This is a genomic window from Streptomyces fulvoviolaceus (assembly GCF_000718165.1).
Lineage (GTDB): Bacteria > Actinomycetota > Actinomycetes > Streptomycetales > Streptomycetaceae > Streptomyces > Streptomyces fulvoviolaceus.
In genome coordinates this window covers 107,660-129,080 of the sequence record NZ_JOEY01000001.1, presented here as the reverse complement: position 1 = coordinate 129,080, position 21,421 = coordinate 107,660, and the positions used below count along the sequence as shown (strand labels likewise).

Here is a 21,421-nt window from a genome sequence, read left to right as displayed (position 1 = left end):
GGGTTGATGATGCCGACGGCCTCAAGGGCCTCGGCCGTCTCGGTGAGAATGCCGAGATCGCGGAAAGTCGTAGTCAGGGTGCTGCCTCTTCTGTGTACGCGGCGCGAGGCGAGCGCGGGGGTCGTGTCAGGACCGTGCCGGGGACGTCGGCTGCCTTACGGGCTGGCCGTAGGGCACGGGACCGCTGCCGACGCTCTAGCGCTCGAACCGCTGAGGGTCCCCCTCGGGATTCCGTACGCACTGTGCCGTACGGATAAAGGAGGGCTGTCGGGTCGGAGCCGATCGGGCCACCGACCGGGCATCCTCATACGTGCGGCCTGTCGAGGTACTACTAAGTACTCAGCAGGCGCATTACCACCATACCCCGGAAACGCGCACATGCGATGGCCGAATTGGTCACGTAGCCGTCGTCACAGTCATTGACCAGGGACTTCCGGCGTGCGGTGGGCGGGCTATTGTGCGCTTCATGACGACCTCTGACAAGCCTGACAACGCCTCGGAGACGCCCGGCGCAGCCGCGGAGCCCGTCGAAGCCGCCGCACCCGCCCCACAGACCGGAGTCGCCGCCCAGGACTGGGCGAAGGCCTCCGCCGATCCGCAGTACCGGGCCGCGGTCGTGGACCTGCTCGGTGCGCTGGCGTACGGCGAGTTGGCGGCCTTCGAGCGGCTCGCGGAGGACGCCAAGCTGGCGCCGACGCTGGCGGACAAGGCGGAGCTGGCGAAGATGGCGTCGGCCGAGTTCCACCACTACGAGAAGCTGCGCGACCGGCTGACCGAGATCGGCGCCGAGCCGACGCAGGCCATGGAGCCGTTCGTCGCCGCGCTCGACGGCTTCCACAAGCAGACGGCGCCCTCGGACTGGCTGGAGGGGCTCGTCAAGGCGTACGTCGGCGACTCGATCGCCAGTGACTTCTACCGTGAGGTCGCGGCCCGCCTGGACACGGACACCCGCGAGCTCGTGCTGGCCGTCCTCGACGACACCGGGCACGCCGGCTTCGCCGTCGAGAAGGTGCGGGCGGCGATCGACGCGGACCCGCGCGTGGGCGGGCGGCTCGCACTGTGGGCGCGACGGCTGATGGGCGAGGCCCTGTCGCAGTCCCAGCGCGTGGTCGCGGACCGGGACGCGCTGTCGACGATGCTGGTGGGCGGCGTCGCGGACGGGTTCGACCTTGCGGAGGTCGGGCGGATGTTCTCCCGGATCACCGAGGCGCACACGAAGCGGATGGCTGCGCTGGGGTTGGCTGCGTAGCGCTCCGTGGGGGGTGCTTGCGGTTGACTCGCGGCTGCGGGGCTGCGGGGCTGCGGGGCTGCGGGGGCTTGTCGCGCCCACGCGGCGGTAGCCGCAAATTCAACACAGCCCCGCGCCCCTTTGGGCGCTGCCCCCAAGGGCGTTGGACTGTCAGGTTCTACGCCGGTGCCGACCTACGGCGGAGTCTTCCCGCGGGGCGCAGCAGCAGGGACAGCGAGGCCACGGAGACGATCGTCGCCCCGATGAGGTTCAGCAGGATGTTGCCGGAGCCCAGCGCGCTGTGGGTCACGAAGGCGCCGAAGAGGGCTCCGGCGACGCCGGTCGCCAGCACCAGGGAACGGACGGGCAGCCGGTGCGAGAGCCGGTGCACCGCCGCCCCTGCCAGCACAAGACCGAGCAGAGCGGAGCCGAGCGCTTCGATCAACATCATGGGGTCCCTCCCACACGGCCACACTGCGCATCACGGTCGTAGCCCGTCATACCCGTGACCTGCGGAATGCAATCCTCCTCTGTGCGGGCCTTGTGCTCCATATGTGGAGAAAAAAATCTTGCGGACAGCATGCGAGAGGGGCCCGGCGACCAGAAGTCGCCGGGCCCCTCTCGCATGCATCTGCCTACAGCGCGCCGAAGCCGACCTTGCGCGGGGCCGGCTCACCGAGCTCGACGTACGCGAGGCGGTCCGCCGGGACCAGGACCTTGCGGCCGTGCTCGTCCGTGAGGCTCAGCAGTGCCGTCTTTCCGGCGAGCGCCTCGGCCACCACGCGCTCGACCTCCTCGGCACTCTGACCGCTCTCCAGAACGATCTCGCGGGGCGCGTGCTGCACGCCGATCTTGACCTCCACGACTATGTCCCTCCGACGGTCAGTGAAGTGCGCGACCTGCCGCGCCTTACCAGCACACATTAGCCCGGTGAGGGGACGTGCATGCTCCGCCCCTGAACGCCAGGAGCGAACAGGGGACGGGAACAAACGGCCGTCAGTGGTGGTCCGTGCCGTGCAGCGGGAAACCGGCGATGCCCCGCCACGCCAGAGACGTCAGCAGCTGGACCGCCTGGTCGCGCGGGACGCTGCGGTCGCTGTGCAGCCAGGAACGGGCCACCACCTGTGCGAGCCCGCCGAGTCCGGAGGCCAGCAGCATCGACTCCGCCTGCGAGAGGCCGGTGTCCTCGGCGATGACCTCGCAGATCGCCTCGGCGCACTCGTTGGTGACCTTGTCGACGCGCTCGCGGACCGCCGGCTCGTTCGTCAGGTCCGACTCGAAGACCAGACGGAAGGCCCCGCCGTCGTCCTCGACGTACGCGAAGTAGGCGTCCATGGTCGCCCGTACGCGCTGCTTGTTGTCCGACGTTGACGCGAGCGCCGTACGGACGGACTGGATCAGTGACTCGCAGTGCTGGTCCAGCAGGGCGAGGTAGAGGTCGAGCTTGCCGGGGAAGTGCTGGTAGAGCACCGGCTTGCTGACGCCGGCGCGCTCGGCGATGTCGTCCATCGCGGCCGCGTGGTAGCCCTGTGCCACGAAGACTTCCTGCGCGGCGCCCAGCAGCTGGTTCCGTCGGGCACGGCGCGGCAGGCGTGTGCCCCGCGGGCGTGCCGCCTCTGTCTGCTCGATGGCTGTCACGCCGCCTCCCAATGTCGTCCACATGCGGTGTGCGCCGCGCCGCCATCGTACTTTTCAGTAACCGTGGTGTGCGCGGTGCGAGCGCAGAATTTCACGGACCGGACGGTGACGAAAGCCGCGCAAAGGTTTCAAACGGGGTTGTAGCGGGCACCGTCTGCCCCGTTCCTGCTCAGGAGTGCACCGGGGGCGTCACCGATAGTCGTCCTCGTCGATCGAGACGACGCGGGCCTGTTCGATGAGGTCGGCCTCGTTCGCCCGGTCGGGATCGACGCCGGTCAGCGGGTCGTCGCGGTTCGGGGCGATGTCGGCGTGCTGCTCGGCGGCGTCGCCCTCCGGGGCTTCGACGTCGAGTTCGACGGGGCCGTCCTCTTCCTCGAAGGACTCGGGGTCGGTCGGGTCGTAGGCCATGCCGGGCTCCCTTCCTAGAACGTCCCTGGGTGAGTCAGGGGGCCACGTGCGGGTGCCCTGCGTACGAGCCTAGGAGACACCCGATTCCTACGCCATTGATCCGCGCACCTGTTTGTCCTGTATGCATCGCCTGTATGCGTTGATCCGCATGTATTGATTCGTACGCCTGTCTGTGATGGCGAACACATGAATCACTGCGTGATCGTCTCGTAACATTGCCGCATGTCTTCGACCGAGCTGCCGTTCGTGCCGCCCGCCAACGTCCTTCCCAAGGTGGCGCCCGTCAGGGTCGCGGAGGGCGAGTGGCTGAGGTCGGTCGGACTGCCGGGGATCACGCTGACGGTGCGGTCGAGACCGCCCGCGCGCGAGGGACTGCCGCCCGCGTTGTACGTCCACGGCCTCGGAGGTTCCTCGCAGAACTGGTCGGTGCTGATGCACCAGCTGGAGGGCGCCATCGACGGCGAGGCCGTGGATCTGCCGGGCTTCGGCGACTCCCCGCCGCCGGACGACGGCGACTACTCCGTCACGGGGCACGCGCGCGCGGTCATCCGTTTTCTCGACGCGTCCGGCCGCGGGCCCGTGCACCTCTTCGGGAACTCGCTCGGCGGCGCGGTGACCACGCGCGTGGCCGCGGTGCGACCCGATCTCGTCCGCACGCTCACGCTCGTCTCGCCCGCGCTGCCGGAGATCCGCGTCCAGCGCAGCGCCGTCCCCACGGCGCTGCTGGCGGTACCCGGCGTGGCCACGCTCTTCACCCGTTTCACCAAGGAGTGGACGGCCGAGCAGCGGGTCCGCGGGGTCACCGCGCTGTGCTACGGCGACCCCGGGCGGGTGACGCCCGAGGGGTTCCAGCACGCGGTGGAGGAGATGGAACGGCGGCTGCAACTGCCGTACTTCTGGGACGCGATGACGCGCTCCGCGCGCGGCATCGTGAACGCGTACACGCTGGGCGGCCAGCACGCGCTGTGGCGCCAGGCCGAGCGCGTCCTCGCACCGACCCTTCTCGTCTACGGCGGCCGCGACCAGCTCGTCGGCTTCCGCATGGCCCAGAAGGCGGCCCGCACCTTCCGTGACTCCCGCCTGCTCACCCTGCCGGAGGCGGGGCACGTCGCGATGATGGAGTACCCGGAGACGGTCGCGGGCGCGTTCCGCGACTTCCTCGCGGATGCGGAGGTCTCCGGCGGTGGGGCGGGAGTTGTCGGTGTCGGTGGCGGTACATCGGGTTCCACGAACGCAGGGAGCTGAGGCGCGGCGTGGGACGCCACAGTCGACGTGGGCCGGCTCCCAAGAGTGGTGCCGGCAAGGGTGGTTCGAAGGGCGCTTCCAAGGGCGCCGATGAGGATGCGGCCGGCCGGGGGCGGGCACCGGTTCCTCCGCCGGCGGCGCGGCAGGCGGCGCCGGGGAGGGGGATGCCTGGGTACGGGGCGCCGGGGCAGGGCGCGCCGCGTTTTCCCGACGGCACGCCTGCCCGCGGGGTGCCGCGCATGGCGGACGGTACGCCCGCGCACGGCTTTCCCCGGCTGCCGGACGGGACTCCGGCACGCGGTTTTCCCCGGCTGCCGGACGGGACTCCCGCGCACGGCTTTCCCCGGCTGCCCGACGGCACCCCCGCCCGTGGTGTCCCCCAGGCTCGTGGTGGGCATCCCCAGCAGCGTGAACCCGGGGGTGGCTGGGGTGAGTTGAGCGGGCAGGGCGGGACCGGGTACGGCAGGCCGGCCGGGCCCGGGGCCACCCTTCCGGGGCAGCGGCAGGCGCCGCCCGGGGGGCCGCGGCAGGAGTACCTCGACGCCTTCGGGGCGGACGGCCTCGTGGACGACGACGTCTTCGCGCCTCGCACCCCCGCGCCGGGACGCCGTACGGCCGCCTCCGCGCACGCCGCCGAGCCGTACGGCTCCGTCACCGACTGGCCTAGCGAGACCGACACCGAGGACGACGAGGCGCCCCCGGCGGGCGAGCCCGAGCCGGCCAAGGGTGCCAAGGGGCGGACCTTCACCGGGATCGCGGCCGCCGCCGTCACCACCGTGCTGGCCGTCGTCGTGGCCGGTCAGGTCACGGACGGGCACGACGACACCGCCCTGCGCACGCAGACCGCGACCGACCAGGCGCGGGACGTCCGTGACGCCGCCTCGCCGTCCGCCTCGCCGTCGGCGAGTGTGGCGACGCTGACGTACGAGCAGAAGATGGACAAGAAGTACGCGCTCGGCGCCAAGCTCGACGGCTCGGGGAAGTTCGACGCGATCCAGGGGATCGACAAGGCGCCCGGCAAGGGGCAGAAGTACACCTATCGCGTGGACGTGGAGCAGGGGCTCGGGCTCGACGGCGAACTCTTCGCCGAGGCCGTGCAGAAGACGCTCAACGACGACCGCAGCTGGGCCCACGACGGTGCCCGCACCTTCGAGCGCATCTACTCCGGCAAGCCCGACTTCGTGATCACGCTCGCCAGCCCCGGCACCACGGCCGACTGGTGCGCCAAGTCCGGCCTGGACACCACCGTGGACAACGTGTCGTGCGACTCGGCCGCCACCGAGCGAGTGATGATCAATGCGTATCGGTGGGCACAGGGATCCAGTACATACGGTGATCGAATCCATGCGTACCGGCAGATGTTGATCAACCATGAGGTCGGCCATCGGCTCGGATATCACCATGTGACGTGCGACAAGGACGGCGAACTCGCCCCGGTCATGCAGCAGCAGACCAAGTTCCTGAACCACAACGGAATCCACTGCAAGGCCAACCCCTGGCCGTATCCCGGGAGTTGACGGGCGTCACTCATGTCACGTTGACATGGGGGGAAAGTTCGTTCATATTTCTGCGCATGTGGTCTAGTCATGTTGCCGAGCGCGCCGCCATCGAGCTGGCGCTCATCGGCGTGACCGCGCTCTGCGTGGCCGACATCCACTGTCGCTGACGCTCGCCCCTGGCGTTCGCGTCGCGACTTCTCACTCCTCTCCGTGACCCGTGACCTGTGTCGCGGATTTCCGACGACCCGACGCCGGGGCAGACGTCTGTTCACTTTCGTCTCACTCCTCGTCTATCTGTCTCGCGATCCGAGACTTGTCACTTCGAGAGGTCGTCTCCGATGCGTCAACCGTCCGTCATAGCGCGCCGCGTGGCCGCGGCATCCGTAGGCCTGGTCCTGGCAGCGGGCGCCGCCGCCTGCGGCCCTGAGGACAACGATGCCAAGAGCTCCGGTGGCGACTCCACGCCCCACAAGGGCGGCACCCTCACGGTCCTGAACTCCAGTCCGCAGCAGGACTTCGACCCCGCCCGCCTGTACACCTCCGGCGGCGGCAACGTGCCCTCCCTCGTGTTCCGTACGCTCACCACGCGCAACCGCGAGAACGGCGCCGCCGGTGCGAAGGTCGTCCCCGACCTCGCCACCGACACCGGGCGCCCGAGCAAGAACGCGACCGTGTGGACGTACACCCTGAAGAAGGGCCTCAAGTACGAGGACGGCACCGCGATCACCTCGGCCGACATCAAGTACGGCATCGAGCGCTCCTTCGCCCCCGAGCTGTCCGGCGGCGCCCCCTACCTGAGGGACTGGCTGGTCGGGGCGGCCGACTACCAGGGGCCGTACAAGGACAAGAAGGGCCTGTCGGCCATCGAGACGCCGGACAGCCGGACCATCGTCTTCCATCTCAACAAGTCCGAGGGCGAGTTCCCGTACCTGGCCACGCAGACGCAGACCACGCCGGTCCCGAAGGCCAAGGACACGGGCACCAAGTACGAGGAGCACCCGGTCTCGTCCGGCCCGTACAAGGTCGTCACGAACGAGAACGACGGTGAGCGGATCGTCCTGGCACGCAACACCTACTGGTCCGCCTCGACGGACGCCGAGCGCAAGGCCTACCCGGACAAGATCGACGTACGGTCCGGGCTCGACTCGTCCGTGATCAACCAGCGGCTGTCCTCGTCCCAGGGGACGGACGCGGCCGCGGTCACCACGGACACCAACCTCGGGCCGGCCGAGCTCGCCAAGGTGACGGGTGACAAGGAGCTGGCCTCGCGCGTCGGCACGGGCCACTTCGGCTACACGAACTACATCGCGTTCAACCCGACGGTGAAGCCGTTCGACAACGTCAAGGTGCGACAGGCGATCTCGTACGCCATCGACCGGTCGTCCGTGGTCAACGCGGCCGGCGGTTCCGCGCTCGCCGAGGCCGCGACCACCTTCCTGCCCAACCAGAAGTCCTTCGGCTACGAGCCGTACGACCTGTTCCCGGCGGGCAAGACCGGCAACGCGGCCAAGGCCAAGGAGCTGCTGGCGGAGGCCGGTTACAAGAACGGGCTCACCATCACCCTGACCCACTCCAACGCCAAGGACTTCGAGACCAGCCCGGAGATCGCGACCGCGGTCCAGGACGCGCTCAAGAAGGCCGGCATCACGGTCAAGCTGCAGGGTCTCGAGGACAACGACTACTCCGACAAGATCCACAACGTGAAGACCGAGCCCGGCTTCTTCCTCGCCCACTGGGGTGCGGACTGGCCGTCCGGCGGTCCCTTCCTCGCCCCGATCTTCGACGGCCGGCAGATCGTCAAGGATGGATCGAACTTCAACACGGGCCTGCTGAACGACAAGTCGGTCAATGCCGAGATTGACGCGATCAACAAGTTGACCGATCTTGACGCTGCCGCCAAGCGGTGGGGTGCACTGGACAAGAAGATCGGCGAGCAGGCGCTGACCGTGCCGCTGTTCCACCCCGTCTACAAGCGGCTGTACGGCAAGGACATCAGGAACGTCGTGATCAGCGACTGGACCGGTGTGCTGGACATCTCGCAGGTCGCGGTCAAGTAACCCGATGAGCGAGGCACTTGTCGCCACCGAGGCCGCCGGGACGGGCGTGGAGCCCGTCCCGGGGCCCTCGGGGGCTCGTCAGTTCTGGCGGCGGCTGCGGACGCAGCGCGCCGCCCTCGTCGCGGCGGCCGTCGTCGCGCTGCTCGTCCTGGTCGCGCTCGCCGCACCGCTGCTCACAGCGATCGAGGGCCAGGACCCGACCACCTACCACCCGTCGCTCGTCGACTCCGCGCGCGGGGGCGTGCCGATCGGGTCGTTCGGAGGCATCAGCGGGGACCACTGGCTGGGTGTCGAACCGCAGACCGGGCGGGATCTGTTCGCGCGGTTGGTGTACGGCGCCCGGGTCTCTCTGGGCGTCGCGCTCGCGGCGACCACCGTGCAGGTCCTCCTCGGCGTCGTCGTGGGCGTCGCGGCCGCGCTCGGCAACCGATGGGTTGATCAACTGTTGAGCCGGATCACCGACATCATCGTCGCCCTGCCACTGATGATCATGGCGTTGGCGTTGCTGGCCATCGTGCCCGGCAACTTCCCGAGGCCGGTGCTGGTCTCGCTCATCATCGGGTTCGTCGCCTGGGGGACCATCGGCAAGATCGCGCGTGCCGCGACGCTCACCCTCAAGGAACTCGACTACGTCGCCGCCGCCCGGCTCAGCGGCTGGGGAACGTGGCGGATCGCCCGCCGTGATCTGCTGCCCGGCCTCGCCGCACCCGTCATCACCTATGCCGCGCTCATGGTGCCGGCCAACATCAGCATCGAGGCCGCCCTGTCCTTCCTCGGCGTCGGTGTGAAGCCGCCGACGCCGTCCTGGGGACAGATGCTCTCCGCGGCCAACGTCTGGTACCAGGCGGCCCCGCAGTACCTGTTGCTGCCCGCGGGCGCGCTGTTCGTGACCGTGCTCGCGCTCACCGTCCTCGGCGACGGCGTCCGCACCGCCCTCGACCCGCGCGCGGCCTCCCGCCTGCGCGTCGGAACGGGCCGCAAGAGCGAGAACAAGGCCGGCAAGGAGGGCACCGCATGAGCGGCTTCGCCGGTTTCGCGCTGCGCCGGGCCGTGGGCGCCGTGCTCACCCTGCTCGCCCTCTCGGTGATCGTCTACGTCGTCTTCTACGCCACCCCCGGCAACGTCGCCCAGATCACCTGCGGCCCGCGCTGCTCGCCGGAACAGGTGCACCAGGTCGCCCAGCAGCTCAAGCTCGACGACCCGCTGTACCTGCGCTACTGGCACTTCCTCGAGGGCATCGTCGTCGGCCAGGACTACTCGACCGGCACGTCCGTCGCGCACTGCTCGGCGCCCTGCCTCGGGCTGTCGTACCAGAGCGATCAGCAGGTCATGCAGATCATCCTGACCAAGCTGCCCGTCAGCCTGTCGCTGGTGTTCGGCGCGATGGTGCTCTGGCTCCTGCTGGGCGTCGGCACCGGCGTGCTCTCCGCCTGGCGGCGCGGCCGGTTCAGCGAGCGCGCGCTGACCGGTGTCACCCTGGCGGGCATCTCCACGCCCGTCTTCGTCATCGGCCTCGTCCTGATGATCGTGATCTGCGGGCAGTTGGAGCTGCTGCCCTTCCCGGAGTACGTCGCCTTCTCCGACGACCCCGAGCAGTGGGCCTGGGGCCTCCTGCTTCCGTGGGTCACCCTCGCCCTCGGAGAGGCGGCCTACTTCGCCCGGCTGACCCGGGCATCGATGCTCGAGACGCTCGCCGAGGACCACATCCGGACCTTCCGGGCCTACGGCGTCAGTGAGAGGTCGATCATCGGCCGGCACGCCCTGCGTGGCGCGCTGGCACCGATCATCGCGCTGAACGCCAACGACTTCGGCAGCGCGGTGGGCGGCGCGGTCCTCATCGAGTCGCTCTTCGGCCTGCCCGGCATCGGCCAGGAGCTCGTCCACGCCGTCAATGTGGTCGACCTGCCGGTCGTCGTCGGCATGGTCCTGGTCATCGGCTTCTTCGTGGTCCTCGCCAACGCCGTCGCCGACGTGCTGTACGCGGTGGCCGACCGACGGGTGGTACTGACGTGAGTCTCGTCCAAGTCACGGATCTGTCCGTCGAGTTCGGCGACCTGCGGGCCGTCGACGGCCTCTCCTTCCGGCTGCAGCAGGGCGCCGCCCTGGCCCTGGTGGGCGAGTCCGGCTCCGGCAAGTCCACGGTCGCCTCGGCCCTGCTGGGCCTGCACCGCGGCACGGGGGCGCGGGTCGGCGGCTCGATCGAGGTCGCCGGCACCGACGTACAGGAGGCGTCCGACGACGAACTGCGGCGGCTGCGGGGCGCGAAGGCCGCCATGGTCTTCCAGGACCCGCTGTCCTCGCTCGATCCGTACTACGCGATCGGCGACCAGATCGCCGAGGTGTACCGCGTGCACACGCGGGCGTCGCGGCGGGCGGCACGCGCGCGTGCCGTCGACGTACTGGACCGGGTGGGAATTCCGGACGCACAGCGCAGGTCCCGTTCCCGCCCCCACGAGTTCAGCGGCGGCATGCGCCAGCGCGCCCTCATCGCCATGGCGCTGGCCTGCGAGCCCGACCTGCTGATCGCCGACGAGCCGACGACCGCGCTCGACGTCACCGTCCAGGCCCAGATCCTCGACCTGCTGCACACGCTGCGGGAGGAGACCGGCATGGGGCTGCTGCTCGTCACCCATGACGTGGGCGTCGCCGCCGAGAGCGTCGACGAGGTGCTGGTCATGCGGCACGGGCGGGTCGTCGAGCACGGGCGGGTCGGCGCGGTGCTCGGGGCGCCGAAGGAGCCGTACACACGCGATCTGCTGGCCGCGGTCCCGCGCGTGGACGCGTCGCGCGCCCCCTCGGAGGCGTCCGAGGAAGTCGTCCTGGAAGCCGTCGGCCTCAGGCGCGAGTTCGGTCGCGGCAAGCGCGCCTTCGCGGCCGTGGACGACGTGTCGCTGACCGTCCACCGGGGCGAGACCCTCGGCATCGTCGGCGAGAGCGGCAGTGGCAAGACCACCCTGGGGCGGATGCTGGTCGGGCTGCTGGAGCCGACGGTGGGGGAGGTCCGTCACGACGGGCACGCGCGCGTGGGCGTGAATCCCGCCGTCCAGATGGTCTTCCAGGACCCCGTCTCCTCCCTCAACCCCCGCCGCAGCGTGGGCGAGTCGATCGCCGACCCGCTCCGCGCGCGTGGCGAACGGGACGAGGGGCGCATCAGGGGGCGTGTGAGGGAACTGCTGGAGCGCGTGGGGCTCGAAGCGGCGCACTACGACCGCTATCCGCACGAGTTCAGCGGTGGCCAGCGCCAGCGCGTGGGCATCGCCCGCGCGCTCGCGGCCGACCCGCGCGTCATCGTCTGCGACGAGCCCGTCTCCGCGCTCGACGTCACCACCCAGGCCCAGGTGGTCGCCCTGCTCGGCGAGCTGCAGCGCGAACTCGGACTCGCGCTGGTCTTCGTCGCGCACGACCTGGCCGTCGTCCGCCAGGTCAGTGACCGGGTCGCGGTGATGCAACGTGGGCGGATCGTCGAACAGGGCCCCGCCGACGAGGTGTACGACAACCCGCAGGACCCGTACACCAAGCAGCTGCTGGCCGCCGTACCGGCCCTCGACCCGGAGGTCGCGGCCCGGCGCAGAACCGCCAGGCGAGAGCTGACCGCGGCCTGACGTAACGTAACTGCTTGATCTCTTAGCGCGATCGAACGCGACCCGCACGGGAAAGTTACGAGCGTTCACCCCTTTTGGTGGTGCGATGGACAACCGTCCATCGCACCACCGCCTTGTCCGCATACGTTCGTCCCGCTGCGAGCCGCCGGGTCAACGGCGGCTCCCCATACGGGAGATCAGGGGTGCACTCGTGCGGATCGGACTGCTTACGGAGGGTGGCTATCCGTATGTGAGCGGTGACGCCAGGCTCTGGTGCGACCGGCTCGTGCGCGGGCTTGAGCAGCACGAGTTCGACATCTACGCGCTCAGCCGGAGCGAGCGCCAGGAGGATGAGGGCTGGGTCGAACTGCCGCCGCAGGTCAGCAGGGTGCGTACGGCACCGCTGTGGACGGCCGAGGACGACGGGGTCGGGTACGGGCGGCGTGCGCGCCGACGGTTCGCCGAGTGCTACGGCGAGTTGGCCGCGGCGCTGTGTGCCGGGGGTTCCGAGGAGTCGTCTGTCGCTGAGGCGGACCGTTTCGCCAACGCTCTGTACGGACTCGCCGAACTCGCCCGCGACGAGGGCGGGCTGGTGGGCGCGCTCCGCTCCGAGACCGCCGTACGCGCCCTGGAACGCGCCTGTCGTGCGCCGGGCGCCCGGCGGACGGCGCGCGAGGCGCGCGTACCGGATCTGCTCGCCGTGGCCGCGCACCTGGAACAGGCCCTGCGCCCCCTCTCGCTCGACTGGTACGAGGACGACGGCCTCGGCGCGGTCGACCTGTGCCACGCGACGTCCGGCGGCCCGGCGGCGCTGCCCGGACTCCTCGCGCACCACTTCGGTGGCGTACCTCTGCTGGTGACCGAGTACGGAGTGCGGCTGCGGACGCACTACCTGGCCGACACCGAGTCCACACCCGCCGTACGGTCACTGCTCGCCGCCTTCCACGGCCGGCTCGCCGCCGAGATCTACGGCCGGGCCGCGATCATCACGCCCGGCAACACCCACGCCCGCCGCTGGCAGGAGCGCTGCGGCGCCGACCGCGAGAAGCTGCGCACGGTCTACCCGGGCATGGAGACCTCCCGTTTCGCGGAGGTCGGCGAGTCCCCGGAGTGCGCGGACCCGGACACACTGGTCTGGGTCGGCCGGGTGGAACCGACCAAGGACCTGATCTCCCTGCTGCACGCCTTCGCGGAGATCCGCAAGGAGGAGCCGAAGACGCGCCTGGGGATCGTCGGCGCCCCCTCGGGTGCCGAGGGCACGGCCTACCTCGGCCACTGCAAGGCGCTGGCCGCACAACTCTTCCCCGACGAGGCGGAGGGACTGCACGCCGTCGGCGACAACCCGGTCTCCTTCGAGGAGATCGGCGGCCCGGAGGTCCCGAGCCTCGCCGAGGCGTATGCGTCGGGCGCCGTGACCGTCCTGTCCAGCGTCGTCGAGGGCTTCCCGATCAGCCTGGTCGAGGCGATGCTCTGCGGCCGCGCCACGGTGTCCACGGACGTCGGCGCGGTCGTGGAGGTCATCGGCGGCACCGGACTCGTCGTCCCTCCGCGCAATCCGCGGGCGCTCGCCGAGGCGTGCGTCGCGCTGCTGCGCGACCCCGAGCGCCGTGAGCGCCTGGGTGCCGCCGCCCGGGCCCGCGCGCTCGAACTGTTCACCGTGGAACAGAACATCACGGCATTTCACGGCATTTACCTGGAGATCGTCTCGCGCACCCCGGTCCACCGCGTCGTTCTCGACGACACCGGCGAACCCCTGCCGTTCGCCGCCCCCGCCGAGGCCCATGTGCCCGGCCGCTGGACCGAGCACAGCGCCCGCGTCGTGGCCCGCGGCGGCCCCGGCTGGGCCGCGGGGCCTCCGGTCCGCGCCACGACTCCCGTCGCCGCGACCGAGGGGGCTGCCGGATGAGCGACCTGGGCGAACTGGACCTCCCCGGGACCCCGGGCAGTCCCGGAGCGTGGGACCCACAGTCGGAGGAGTGGCTCGTGACGGAGACGGCCCTACGGGACGGGCCCGCCGAGGCACCCGGAGACCGTGCCACGCAGACCACCGGCCGCAAGCCCGCCCCTGTTCCCGGCCGCCGTACGGCCGTGGACCCGGTGAAGGCCCTGATGCACCGTCACCGCGAGCTCTGCGAACGAGCTGTCGACCCCTTGGAGATCGCGGCAGGCCTGGAGGCGCACGGCGTCACCGACCGCACCGCGACCCGCTTCCGCCACCGGGACGTCTTCTCACTGGCCGAGGAGATGTACGCCCGCATCCCGAGAGACGCGGACACACCCCCGCCCCCCACACCACGGGCAACCCCCCGGGCCCGCGCCGACTGGGCCCTGCTCACCCTCCTGCCCGGCGCGGCCTGCGCGGCCACAGCGGTGGCGATCCATCTCACCCAAGGCCAGTCCCGCCTGATCGCGGCCGTCGTCGGCGCCCTGGCCGTCTCCCTGGCTTTGCGCGCAGCCCTGTCACGCGGCCCCCTCGCCATGCCGGACCGCACACACCCCACCGGCACCGCCACCCAGACATGCTGGCTCGTCGCCTACGCGGCCCTGGGTGACGGCCTGCTCCGAGCGGCCGTCACCGGCGGCCCCGACGCCCTGCCCACCGGCGCCGCCGACGCCCCCTGGCCCCTCGCCACGGCCCCGGTCCTCGCCCTCACCCTGGCCTGCGCCCCCGCGGCCTGGAGCGCCCACCTCTTCGCGGTGCGCGTGCGCCCCAAACTGACGGCCAGTCGCGGTCTCGAGGAGTTCGCCGCCTCCGTACGCCCCCTGCTGCTGGGCACGTTCTCCCTCCATCTGTGTGCCCTGACGACCCTGCTGGCCCTGTGCGCCACAGCTCTGAACGAACCCGGCGCCTACGCCCAGGCCACCACCCTCGGCGCCCTCCTCTTCCTGGCCCGCCTCCTCACCACACACGGCTTCACCCACGCCCCACCACTCGTCCTCACCGTCACCGCCACAGCCCAGGCAACCGCCCTGGCCACGGTCTTCGCAGCCCGCCTGCCGGGCTGTGCCTTCCTGTCCACCCCGGTCGAGGCGCTCGTAGCGACCTGGGGCCCGGGCAGCGTCCAGGCACTCGCCTGCGGCATCGGCGCCTTGACCCTGCTGATCCACGCGACCCGCAAACTCACCCGGGCGTCGGCCCACGCCCAGCCGGAGCACCCGTGCTGACGCGCCCGGCACTCCCGCGGACCCGCATCCGCGTACGGCGGGAACGGGACGGGCCCGGGGACGTCCGCCCGCAGCGGCGGGCGTCCGGCACCGAGCACTGCCGGACAGACAGCACCGCCCGACCGAGGACGGACACCCCCCGGCGCGGCCCCGACCCCACCACGCACCCGCAGGCGCTGCACACGCCCCCACCGAACCCGCACAGGCGCCGCAGGCACCCGCATCCGCACACCCTCCTCGAAGGAGAACCACCCATGACCACCTCCCGACCCCAAGCATCGGGAGCCGCCCGATGAGAGTTCTACTGATCGGAGCCAACGGCTACCTGGGCCGCTTCGTAGCCGACCGCCTGCTCGCCGACCCGGCCGTCCAGCTCACCGCCCTCGGCCGTGGCGACGACGCCGACGTCCGCTTCGACCTCGCGTCCGGCAGCCCCGGCGCCCTCACCCGCTTCCTCGACGCGGTCCACCCGGGCGTCGTCATCAACTGCGCCGGCGCCACCCGAGGCGGCGCCCGCGACCTCACCCGCCACAACACCGTCGCCGTCGCCACCGTCTGTGAGGCCCTCCGCCGCAGTGGCTGCGGCGCCCGCCTGGTGCAGATCGGCTGCGGTGCCGAGTACGGCCCCAGCCAGCCCGGTTCCGCCACGGCGGAGGACGCCGTCCCCCGCCCCGGCGGCCCGTACGGCGTCAGCAAACTCGCCGCCACCGAACTCGTCCTCGGCTCCGGCCTGGACGCCGTGGTCCTCCGGGTCTTCTCCCCGGCAGGCCCCGGCACCCCCGCGGGCTCCCCGCTGGGCCGCCTCGCCGAGGCCATGCGCCGCGCCATGCAGTCCGGGGACGGCGAGCTCAAACTCGGCGGCCTCGGCGCCCAACGCGACTTCATCGACGTCCGCGACGTGGCCCGAGCCGTCCACGCCGCCTCGCTCTCCGCTGCCCAGGGCGTCATCAACATCGGCTCGGGCCGCGCCGTCCGACTCCGCGACGCCGCAGCCGTCCTGGCCCGCGTCGCCGGATACGGCGGCGCCCTCCACGAACTCGACGGCCCTCCCGGCCCTCTGAGGACAACCATCGGCCACGCATCCATCGGCCACCCCCGCTCCGAATCGGACCACGCGGCCCCGGTCGCGTACCCGTACCCGGACGGCTGCGGCAGCTGGCAACAGGCGGACGTGCGCACCGCACGCGACCGGCTCGGCTGGCGCCCCCGCATCAACCTCGAAGAGTCCCTGGCAGACATCTGGATGGAGGCGGCATGCCGCATCTGACCAGCACGAAAACAACAACACCCAGCACCGAACTCCGCACCGGCTTCGGCATCCCCGGTTTCGCCCACCCTCTCGTCGCCCCGGCCGAATGGGGCGAACTCACCCGCCCCGACATGCCCCTGCACTGGGCCGTCCTCAACGTCGCCGACGGCCCCGGCGCCCGCCCCGACCCGCACTGCCTGGAGGCGGCCGGCCGCCTGCGCAACGCGGGCGTCCGTGTCCTCGGCCACGTCGACACCACGTACGGTGCCCGCACCTTCGGCGAGATGATCTCCGACGCACACCGCTACATCGACTGGTACCAGGTCGACGGCTTCCTCCTGGACCGCTGCCCGACCGAACGCGCCGCGCTGCCTGAGATCCGCCGCACGGTCACCACGCTCCGCGCGATCCGTGACGACGCCCACGTCGTCCTCGGCCACGGCACCCACCCGTATCCCGGCTACGCCGAGAGCGCCGACCAACTGGTCACCTTCTCCGGCCCGTGGAGCGACTACCGCTGGTCCCAGGTGGCGGAGTGGACCGCCGACTACCCGCCCGAGCGCTTCTGCCACTTCGTCCACGGCATGCCCCGCGGCCACCTCGACGAGGCGCTGCGCATAGCCCGCTGGCAGGGCGCCTCGACCATCTACTTCACCGACCACACGGACCGCGGCGGCCGCACCGACCCCTGGGAGACCATGCCCGGTTACTGGGACGAAATCGTCTCGCGGATCGGAACGGGTGTCTCGGAATGAAGAAGGCCGTGGCAGTGTTACGGGGAGAACAACTGTAGTGATTGACCGACCAACGGAGTCCCCGTGTCGTTGCCACCCCTGGTCGAGCCCGCATCCGAGCTCACCGTAGACGAGGTTCGCAGGTACTCCCGCCACCTGATCATCCCCGACGTCGGGATGGACGGGCAGAAGCGGCTGAAGAACGCCAAGGTGCTCTGTGTGGGCGCCGGCGGCCTGGGCTCGCCGGCGCTGATGTACCTGGCCGCGGCCGGCGTGGGCACGCTCGGCATCGTGGAGTTCGACGAGGTCGACGAGTCGAACCTGCAGCGTCAGATCATCCACAGCCAGGCCGACATCGGCCGCTCCAAGGCCGAGTCCGCGCGCGACTCCGTCCTCGGCATCAACCCGTACGTGAACGTGGTCCTTCACCAGGAGCGGCTCGAGGCCGACAACGTGATGGACATCTTCAGCCAGTACGACCTGATCGTCGACGGCACCGACAACTTCGCGACCCGCTACCTGGTCAACGACGCGGCCGTGCTGCTGAACAAGCCGTACGTGTGGGGCTCGATCTACCGCTTCGACGGCCAGGCCTCCGTCTTCTGGTCCGAGCACGGCCCCTGCTACCGCTGCCTCTACCCGGAGCCCCCGCCGCCGGGCATGGTCCCCTCCTGCGCCGAGGGCGGCGTCCTGGGCGTGCTGTGCGCGTCCATCGGCTCCATCCAGGTCAACGAGGCCATCAAGCTCCTCGCGGGCATCGGCGAGCCGCTGGTCGGCCGCCTGATGATCTACGACGCCCTGGAGATGCAGTACCGCCAGGTCAAGGTCCGCAAGGACCCCAACTGCGCGGTCTGCGGCGAGAACCCGACCGTCACCGAGCTCATCGACTACGAGGCCTTCTGCGGCGTCGTGTCCGAGGAGGCCCAGGAGGCGGCCGCCGGCTCGACGATCACTCCCAAGCAGCTCAAGGAGTGGATCGACGACGGCGAGAACATCGAGATCATCGACGTCCGCGAGATCAACGAGTACGAGATCGTCTCGATCCCCGGCGCGAAGCTGATCCCGAAGAACGAGTTCCTCATGGGCACCGCCCTGGAGAGCCTGCCGCAGGACAAGAAGATCGTCCTGCACTGCAAGACGGGTGTCCGCAGTGCGGAAGTCCTCGCGGTCCTGAAGTCCGCGGGCTTCTCCGACGCCGTGCACGTCGGCGGCGGCGTGATCGGCTGGGTCCACCAGATCGAGCCGAGCAAGCCGGTCTACTAGGCACACGCCTTCCCGGAAGGGGCTCGGCACCACGCGTGCCGGGCCCCTTTCCGCTGCCCGGGCCACGAGCTCCTGTCGGCCTAGGCGCAGACCTTGCCGTCCCTCGGCACGGTCCCCCTCAGCAGATACGCGTTCACGGTCGAGGTCACACAGTCGCTCCCGCTCGCGTACGCCCCGTGCCCCTCGCCCTTCCAGGTGAGTTCCACGCCGACGCCCTTGCCCAGCTCGTCCGCCATCTTCCGGGCGCCCTCGTACGGTGTCGCCGGATCGCCGGTGTTGCCGACCACCAGCACCGGTGCCGCGCCGGGCGCGCTCACCTCCGGGGTGTCCGACTGTCCGGCCACCGGCCAGTCGTGGCACCAGCCGACTGTGTCCCAGCCGAGGAAGGGGCCGAACACGGGCGAGATCTTCTCGAACTCCGGCAGCAGCTTCTTCGCGCGGGCGAGGGTCGGCCGCGGCTTGTTGTCCAAGCACGATATGACCCGTCGCGAGTGGGCTGCCGTGCCGTAGTGCCCCGAGGCGTCGCGGTCGTTGTAGCCGTCGGCGAGCGCCAGCAGCTCCGAACCGTCCCCCTGCTCCGCCGTCTTCAGGGCGCTGGTGAGGGTGGGCCAGCTGTCCTCGCCGTACAGCGGCAGGACGATGCCGGTGAACGCGAGCGCCTGGGTCAGCTTCCGCCCGGACGACGTGGGCAGCGGATCGGAGTCCATCCGTTCCAGCAGGTCCGCGATCCTCTGCGAGCCCTGCTCGGGGTCCTGGCCGGTGGCGCTCAGGTAGTTGTCCAGCGCACGTTGGAAACCCCGGGCCTGGTTCTCCGCGTGGCCCACCGCGTCGGCACTCGGGTCGACGACCGCGTCGAGGACCAGCCGCCCCACGTTCTTCGGGAACAAGTGGGCGTAGACGCCGCCGAGTTGGGTGCCGTACGAGATGCCGAAGTAGTGCAGCTCGGTGTCGCCGAGGACCTGGCGCATCAGGTCCATGTCGCGTGCGGTGTCGGTGGTGGAGACGTGCGCCAGCAGCTCGCCGGCGTCCTTCTCGCAGCCCCGCGCGAAGGACGCCGCGTCCTGGAGATACGCCCGCTCCTCGGCGGGGGTGTCCGGGGTGGCGTCCACCGCCTCGGCGGTCTGGAGCGCCTTGTCGCTGCGGCAGCGGACACCCTCGCTGGCGCCGACCCCGCGCGGGTCCCAGCTCACCAGGTCGTACCGCTCCCGCAGGAGGGAGGTGTTGGCCGCGTACGAGGGCATGGTGGCGATGCCCGAGCCGCCGGGGCCGCCGAAGTTGAACAGGAGCGAGCCGATGCGGTTGTCGCCGCGGGCCTTGGAACGGATCAGTGCCAGGCCGATCGTCCTTCCGTCGGGCTTCGACCAGTCCAGCGGCACCTTCAGCGTCGCGCACTGCCAGTCGCTGCCGGGCGGGGAGGCGTCCGGGGCGGCCTTGCAGCGTCCCCAGTCGAGCTTCTGCGAGGTCAGGGAGGAGGGCAGCGCCTTCGCGTCGGTCGTGGTGGAAGAGCCTGCCGAGGGCCGCGCCGTGCCGCTCGCCTCGCCGCCCTTGCCGTCGCCGGACGAGCCGCCGCTGCAGCCAGCCGCCAGCAGCGCGGCGGCGACGGCCAGTGCCGTCCGCCGTACGAAACGCGCCATAGCATTCCCCCCTCGCAAGCCGTCCGCACGGAGCAGCGGATGGCGGTCTGGCCATGGTAGGCCGATCAAGCGACACCCGTCGGGGCCTGTGGATAACCCTGTGACCTGCGAGTTTTCCTGCGGGTTTTCGCTGCCGTGGAGGGCGGGCTACGAGCAGACGGTCCCCGCCGCAGGCACCTTCCCGTCCAGCAGATAGCCGTTCACCGCGTCCTGTACGCACTTGTTCTTGCTGTCGTACGCCCCGTGCCCCTGCCCCTTGTACGTCAGCTCGACGCCGACGCCCTTGCCCAGCGCGTCCACCATCTTCTGCGCGCCCTCGTACGGGGTGGCGGGGTCGCCGGTGTTGCCCACGACGAGGATCGGCGCCGCCCCGGAGGCGCTCACTTCGGGATGGTCGGCGGCGCCCGCCACGGCCCAGTCGGTGCAGCCGACCATGGACCAGGCCAGGAAGTCGCCGAAGAGGGGGGAGGCGGCGCGGAACTCGGGCAGCTTCTGCTCGACGTCGGCGGCGGTGTACCGGGGCTTGTCGTCGGCGCAGTTGATGGAGATGTTCGCCGCGCTGATGTTGCTGTACTCGCCGTTCTCGGCACGTCCGTTCATCGAGTCGGACAGCAGCATCAGGACCCTGCCGTCACCGTCGTAGGCCTGCTCCAGGCCCTCGGTGAGGTACTCCCAGAAGTCCTGCGAGTACAGCGACTGCGCGATGCCGTTGGTCGCGGCGGTCTGGGTCAGCTTGCGCAGGCCGATGCCGGGGATCGGGTTCTTGTCGAGGTCCGCGAGCAGCTTGGCGATGCGGTCCTTGACGTCCTGCGCGCTGTCGCCGACCGGGCAGTCCTCGGTCTTCGAGGTGCAGTCCGCGGCGAAGTTGTCGAGCGCGAGCTGGAAGCCCTTGGCCTGCCCGAGCGAGCCCTGCTCCGAGGTCTGCGTCGGGTCGACGACCGCGTCGAACACCGCGCGTCCCACGTTCTTGGGGAACAAGTGGGCGTACACGCCGCCGAGTTCGGTGCCGTACGAGATACCGAAGTAGTGCAGTTTGTCGTCGCCGAGGACCTGGCGCATCAGGTCCATGTCGCGAGCCGCGTCGGTGGTGCGCACCTGCGGCAGGATCTTCTTGGAGTTCTCCTCGCAGGCCGCGTTGAACTCCTTGGTGTTGTCCAGCAGCTCGGTGCGCTCGGCCGTGTCGTCGGGGGTCGCGTCCTGCTGGAAGTAGGCGTCGAGCTGCGGGTCGTTCAGGCACTCGACGGGGGCGCTGCGGCCGACCCCGCGCGGGTCGAAGCTCACCAGGTCGTAGCGGGTGCGCAGTTTCGCGTAGTCCTCGCCGAAGGCGGGCAGCGTGGTGACGCCCGATCCGCCGGGGCCGCCGAAGTTGAAGACGAGCGAACCGATGCGCGTGCTCTCGTCGCCGCTCGCCTTCGCCCGGATCAGCGCGAGGCCGATCGTGTCGCCCTTGGGCTTGTCCCAGTCGAGGGGGGCCTTCAGGGTGGCGCACTGCCACTCGTCGCCGTTCGGCAGGGGTGACGGGGCGTCACCGCCGCCCTCCGCCTGGGACGGTGCCGGACAGTCCTTCCAGCTCAGCTTCTGGGCCGACACGTCCTCGTCCTGGGCGTCGTCGCCGCAGCCCGCCAGCATGGAGGACAGCAGAAGGGCGGCGGAGGCGGTCAGGGCAGCGGCGCGCAGACGAGGAGCGTTCGGCATGATCCCATCCTGCGGTGGCGCACAG

General features: G+C 70.7%; 19 protein-coding genes. 13 read left to right on the top strand and 6 right to left on the bottom strand.

Going from position 1 to position 21,421, the window contains the following annotated elements; all coding sequences use genetic code 11:
• The first annotated feature begins 457 nt into the window (after window positions 1-457).
• Window positions 458-1,249 carry a ferritin-like domain-containing protein gene (locus IG08_RS0100630; RefSeq protein ID WP_030594619.1) on the top strand — a complete coding sequence of 264 codons (792 nt, stop codon included), beginning with the start codon at window positions 458-460 and terminating at the stop codon, window positions 1,247-1,249.
• A gap of 157 nt (window positions 1,250-1,406) precedes the next feature.
• On the opposite strand, the gene IG08_RS0100625 is transcribed toward IG08_RS0100630, so the two are convergent.
• The 4 genes from IG08_RS0100625 to IG08_RS0100610 all read right to left on the bottom strand — a co-directional run bounded on the left by IG08_RS0100625 (window position 1,407) and on the right by IG08_RS0100610 (window position 3,274).
• On the bottom strand, window positions 1,407-1,676 hold the full coding sequence (locus IG08_RS0100625; RefSeq protein WP_030594616.1) for a hypothetical protein: 270 nt from the start codon (window positions 1,674-1,676) through the stop codon (window positions 1,407-1,409).
• Between the two features lie 187 nt (window positions 1,677-1,863).
• Window positions 1,864-2,091 carry a DUF3107 domain-containing protein gene (locus tag IG08_RS0100620; RefSeq protein WP_030594613.1) on the bottom strand — a complete coding sequence of 76 codons (228 nt, stop codon included), beginning with the start codon at window positions 2,089-2,091 and terminating at the stop codon, window positions 1,864-1,866.
• A 133-nt stretch (window positions 2,092-2,224) separates the two neighbouring features.
• The gene (locus IG08_RS0100615) at window positions 2,225-2,866 is read right to left on the bottom strand and encodes a TetR/AcrR family transcriptional regulator (protein ID WP_030594610.1); all 642 of its coding nucleotides are present in this window, start codon (window positions 2,864-2,866) and stop codon (window positions 2,225-2,227) included.
• 189 nt (window positions 2,867-3,055) lie between these two features.
• The gene (locus IG08_RS0100610; RefSeq protein WP_030594607.1) at window positions 3,056-3,274 is read right to left on the bottom strand and encodes a hypothetical protein; all 219 of its coding nucleotides are present in this window, start codon (window positions 3,272-3,274) and stop codon (window positions 3,056-3,058) included.
• Window positions 3,275-3,496: 222 nt separating this feature from the next.
• On the opposite strand from IG08_RS0100610, the gene IG08_RS0100605 reads away from it, so the two are divergent.
• From IG08_RS0100605 to moeZ, 12 genes are all read left to right on the top strand, one after another.
• A complete protein-coding gene (locus tag IG08_RS0100605; RefSeq protein WP_030594604.1) occupies window positions 3,497-4,519 on the top strand; it encodes an alpha/beta fold hydrolase in 1,023 nt (340 codons plus the stop codon).
• A gap of 8 nt (window positions 4,520-4,527) precedes the next feature.
• Window positions 4,528-6,036 (top strand): DUF3152 domain-containing protein, encoded by a 1,509-nt coding sequence (locus IG08_RS0100600; RefSeq protein ID WP_078655371.1) that lies wholly within the window; start codon window positions 4,528-4,530, stop codon window positions 6,034-6,036.
• 56 nt (window positions 6,037-6,092) lie between these two features.
• On the top strand, window positions 6,093-6,185 hold the full coding sequence (locus IG08_RS62755) for an Ms4533A family Cys-rich leader peptide (RefSeq protein ID WP_315904023.1): 93 nt from the start codon (window positions 6,093-6,095) through the stop codon (window positions 6,183-6,185).
• 171 nt (window positions 6,186-6,356) lie between these two features.
• Window positions 6,357-8,075, top strand: coding sequence for an ABC transporter substrate-binding protein (locus IG08_RS0100590; protein ID WP_030594598.1), 1,719 nt, complete (start codon window positions 6,357-6,359; stop codon window positions 8,073-8,075).
• Window positions 8,076-8,079: 4 nt separating this feature from the next.
• Window positions 8,080-9,093: an ABC transporter permease gene (locus IG08_RS0100585; protein WP_030594595.1), complete on the top strand. Its 1,014-nt coding sequence runs from the start codon at window positions 8,080-8,082 to the stop codon at window positions 9,091-9,093.
• A complete protein-coding gene (locus IG08_RS0100580) occupies window positions 9,090-10,088 on the top strand; it encodes an ABC transporter permease (RefSeq protein ID WP_030594592.1) in 999 nt (332 codons plus the stop codon). The genes IG08_RS0100585 and IG08_RS0100580 overlap by 4 nt, the downstream gene beginning before the upstream one ends.
• Window positions 10,085-11,677: a dipeptide ABC transporter ATP-binding protein gene (locus tag IG08_RS0100575; protein ID WP_030594589.1), complete on the top strand. Its 1,593-nt coding sequence runs from the start codon at window positions 10,085-10,087 to the stop codon at window positions 11,675-11,677. The genes IG08_RS0100580 and IG08_RS0100575 overlap by 4 nt, the downstream gene beginning before the upstream one ends.
• A 190-nt stretch (window positions 11,678-11,867) precedes the next feature.
• Window positions 11,868-13,562 (top strand): DUF3492 domain-containing protein, encoded by a 1,695-nt coding sequence (locus IG08_RS0100570; RefSeq protein WP_030594587.1) that lies wholly within the window; start codon window positions 11,868-11,870, stop codon window positions 13,560-13,562.
• Complete coding sequence (locus tag IG08_RS0100565; protein WP_030594586.1) at window positions 13,559-14,821, top strand: hypothetical protein; 1,263 nt, start codon at window positions 13,559-13,561, stop codon at window positions 14,819-14,821. Before IG08_RS0100570 ends, IG08_RS0100565 begins: the two co-directional genes overlap by 4 nt.
• Before the next feature lie 292 nt (window positions 14,822-15,113).
• Window positions 15,114-16,088, top strand: coding sequence for an NAD-dependent epimerase/dehydratase family protein (locus tag IG08_RS0100560; protein ID WP_030594585.1), 975 nt, complete (start codon window positions 15,114-15,116; stop codon window positions 16,086-16,088).
• Window positions 16,076-16,825: a spherulation-specific family 4 protein gene (locus tag IG08_RS0100555; RefSeq protein ID WP_030594584.1), complete on the top strand. Its 750-nt coding sequence runs from the start codon at window positions 16,076-16,078 to the stop codon at window positions 16,823-16,825. The genes IG08_RS0100560 and IG08_RS0100555 overlap by 13 nt, the downstream gene beginning before the upstream one ends.
• A 63-nt stretch (window positions 16,826-16,888) precedes the next feature.
• Complete coding sequence (moeZ, locus tag IG08_RS0100550; RefSeq protein WP_030594583.1) at window positions 16,889-18,067, top strand: adenylyltransferase/sulfurtransferase MoeZ; 1,179 nt, start codon at window positions 16,889-16,891, stop codon at window positions 18,065-18,067.
• An 80-nt stretch (window positions 18,068-18,147) separates the two neighbouring features.
• On the opposite strand, the gene IG08_RS0100545 is transcribed toward moeZ, so the two are convergent.
• Together IG08_RS0100545 and IG08_RS0100540 are read right to left on the bottom strand one after the other, a co-directional pair.
• Window positions 18,148-19,701, bottom strand: coding sequence for an alpha/beta hydrolase (locus tag IG08_RS0100545; protein ID WP_030594580.1), 1,554 nt, complete (start codon window positions 19,699-19,701; stop codon window positions 18,148-18,150).
• A 147-nt stretch (window positions 19,702-19,848) separates the two neighbouring features.
• Entirely contained in the window at window positions 19,849-21,396 is a 1,548-nt protein-coding gene (locus IG08_RS0100540) for an alpha/beta hydrolase (protein WP_030594577.1), read from the bottom strand.
• Window positions 21,397-21,421: the final 25 nt, after the last annotated feature.

Excerpts from the sequence above, each read along its gene's own strand:
- IG08_RS0100545 (WP_030594580.1), bottom strand. The coding sequence starts at position 19,701 with ATGGCGCGTTTCGTACGGCGGACGGCACTGGCCGTCGCCGCCGCGCTG.
- IG08_RS0100565 (WP_030594586.1), top strand. The coding sequence starts at position 13,559 with ATGAGCGACCTGGGCGAACTGGACCTCCCCGGGACCCCGGGCAGTCCC.
- IG08_RS62755 (WP_315904023.1), top strand. The coding sequence starts at position 6,093 with ATGTGGTCTAGTCATGTTGCCGAGCGCGCCGCCATCGAGCTGGCGCTC.
- IG08_RS0100560 (WP_030594585.1), top strand. The coding sequence starts at position 15,114 with ATGAGAGTTCTACTGATCGGAGCCAACGGCTACCTGGGCCGCTTCGTA.
- IG08_RS0100625 (WP_030594616.1), bottom strand. The coding sequence starts at position 1,676 with ATGTTGATCGAAGCGCTCGGCTCCGCTCTGCTCGGTCTTGTGCTGGCA.
- IG08_RS0100605 (WP_030594604.1), top strand. The coding sequence starts at position 3,497 with ATGTCTTCGACCGAGCTGCCGTTCGTGCCGCCCGCCAACGTCCTTCCC.
- IG08_RS0100590 (WP_030594598.1), top strand. The coding sequence starts at position 6,357 with ATGCGTCAACCGTCCGTCATAGCGCGCCGCGTGGCCGCGGCATCCGTA.
- IG08_RS0100555 (WP_030594584.1), top strand. The coding sequence starts at position 16,076 with ATGCCGCATCTGACCAGCACGAAAACAACAACACCCAGCACCGAACTC.
- IG08_RS0100610 (WP_030594607.1), bottom strand. The coding sequence starts at position 3,274 with ATGGCCTACGACCCGACCGACCCCGAGTCCTTCGAGGAAGAGGACGGC.
- IG08_RS0100540 (WP_030594577.1), bottom strand. The coding sequence starts at position 21,396 with ATGCCGAACGCTCCTCGTCTGCGCGCCGCTGCCCTGACCGCCTCCGCC.
- IG08_RS0100580 (WP_030594592.1), top strand. The coding sequence starts at position 9,090 with ATGAGCGGCTTCGCCGGTTTCGCGCTGCGCCGGGCCGTGGGCGCCGTG.
- IG08_RS0100585 (WP_030594595.1), top strand. The coding sequence starts at position 8,080 with ATGAGCGAGGCACTTGTCGCCACCGAGGCCGCCGGGACGGGCGTGGAG.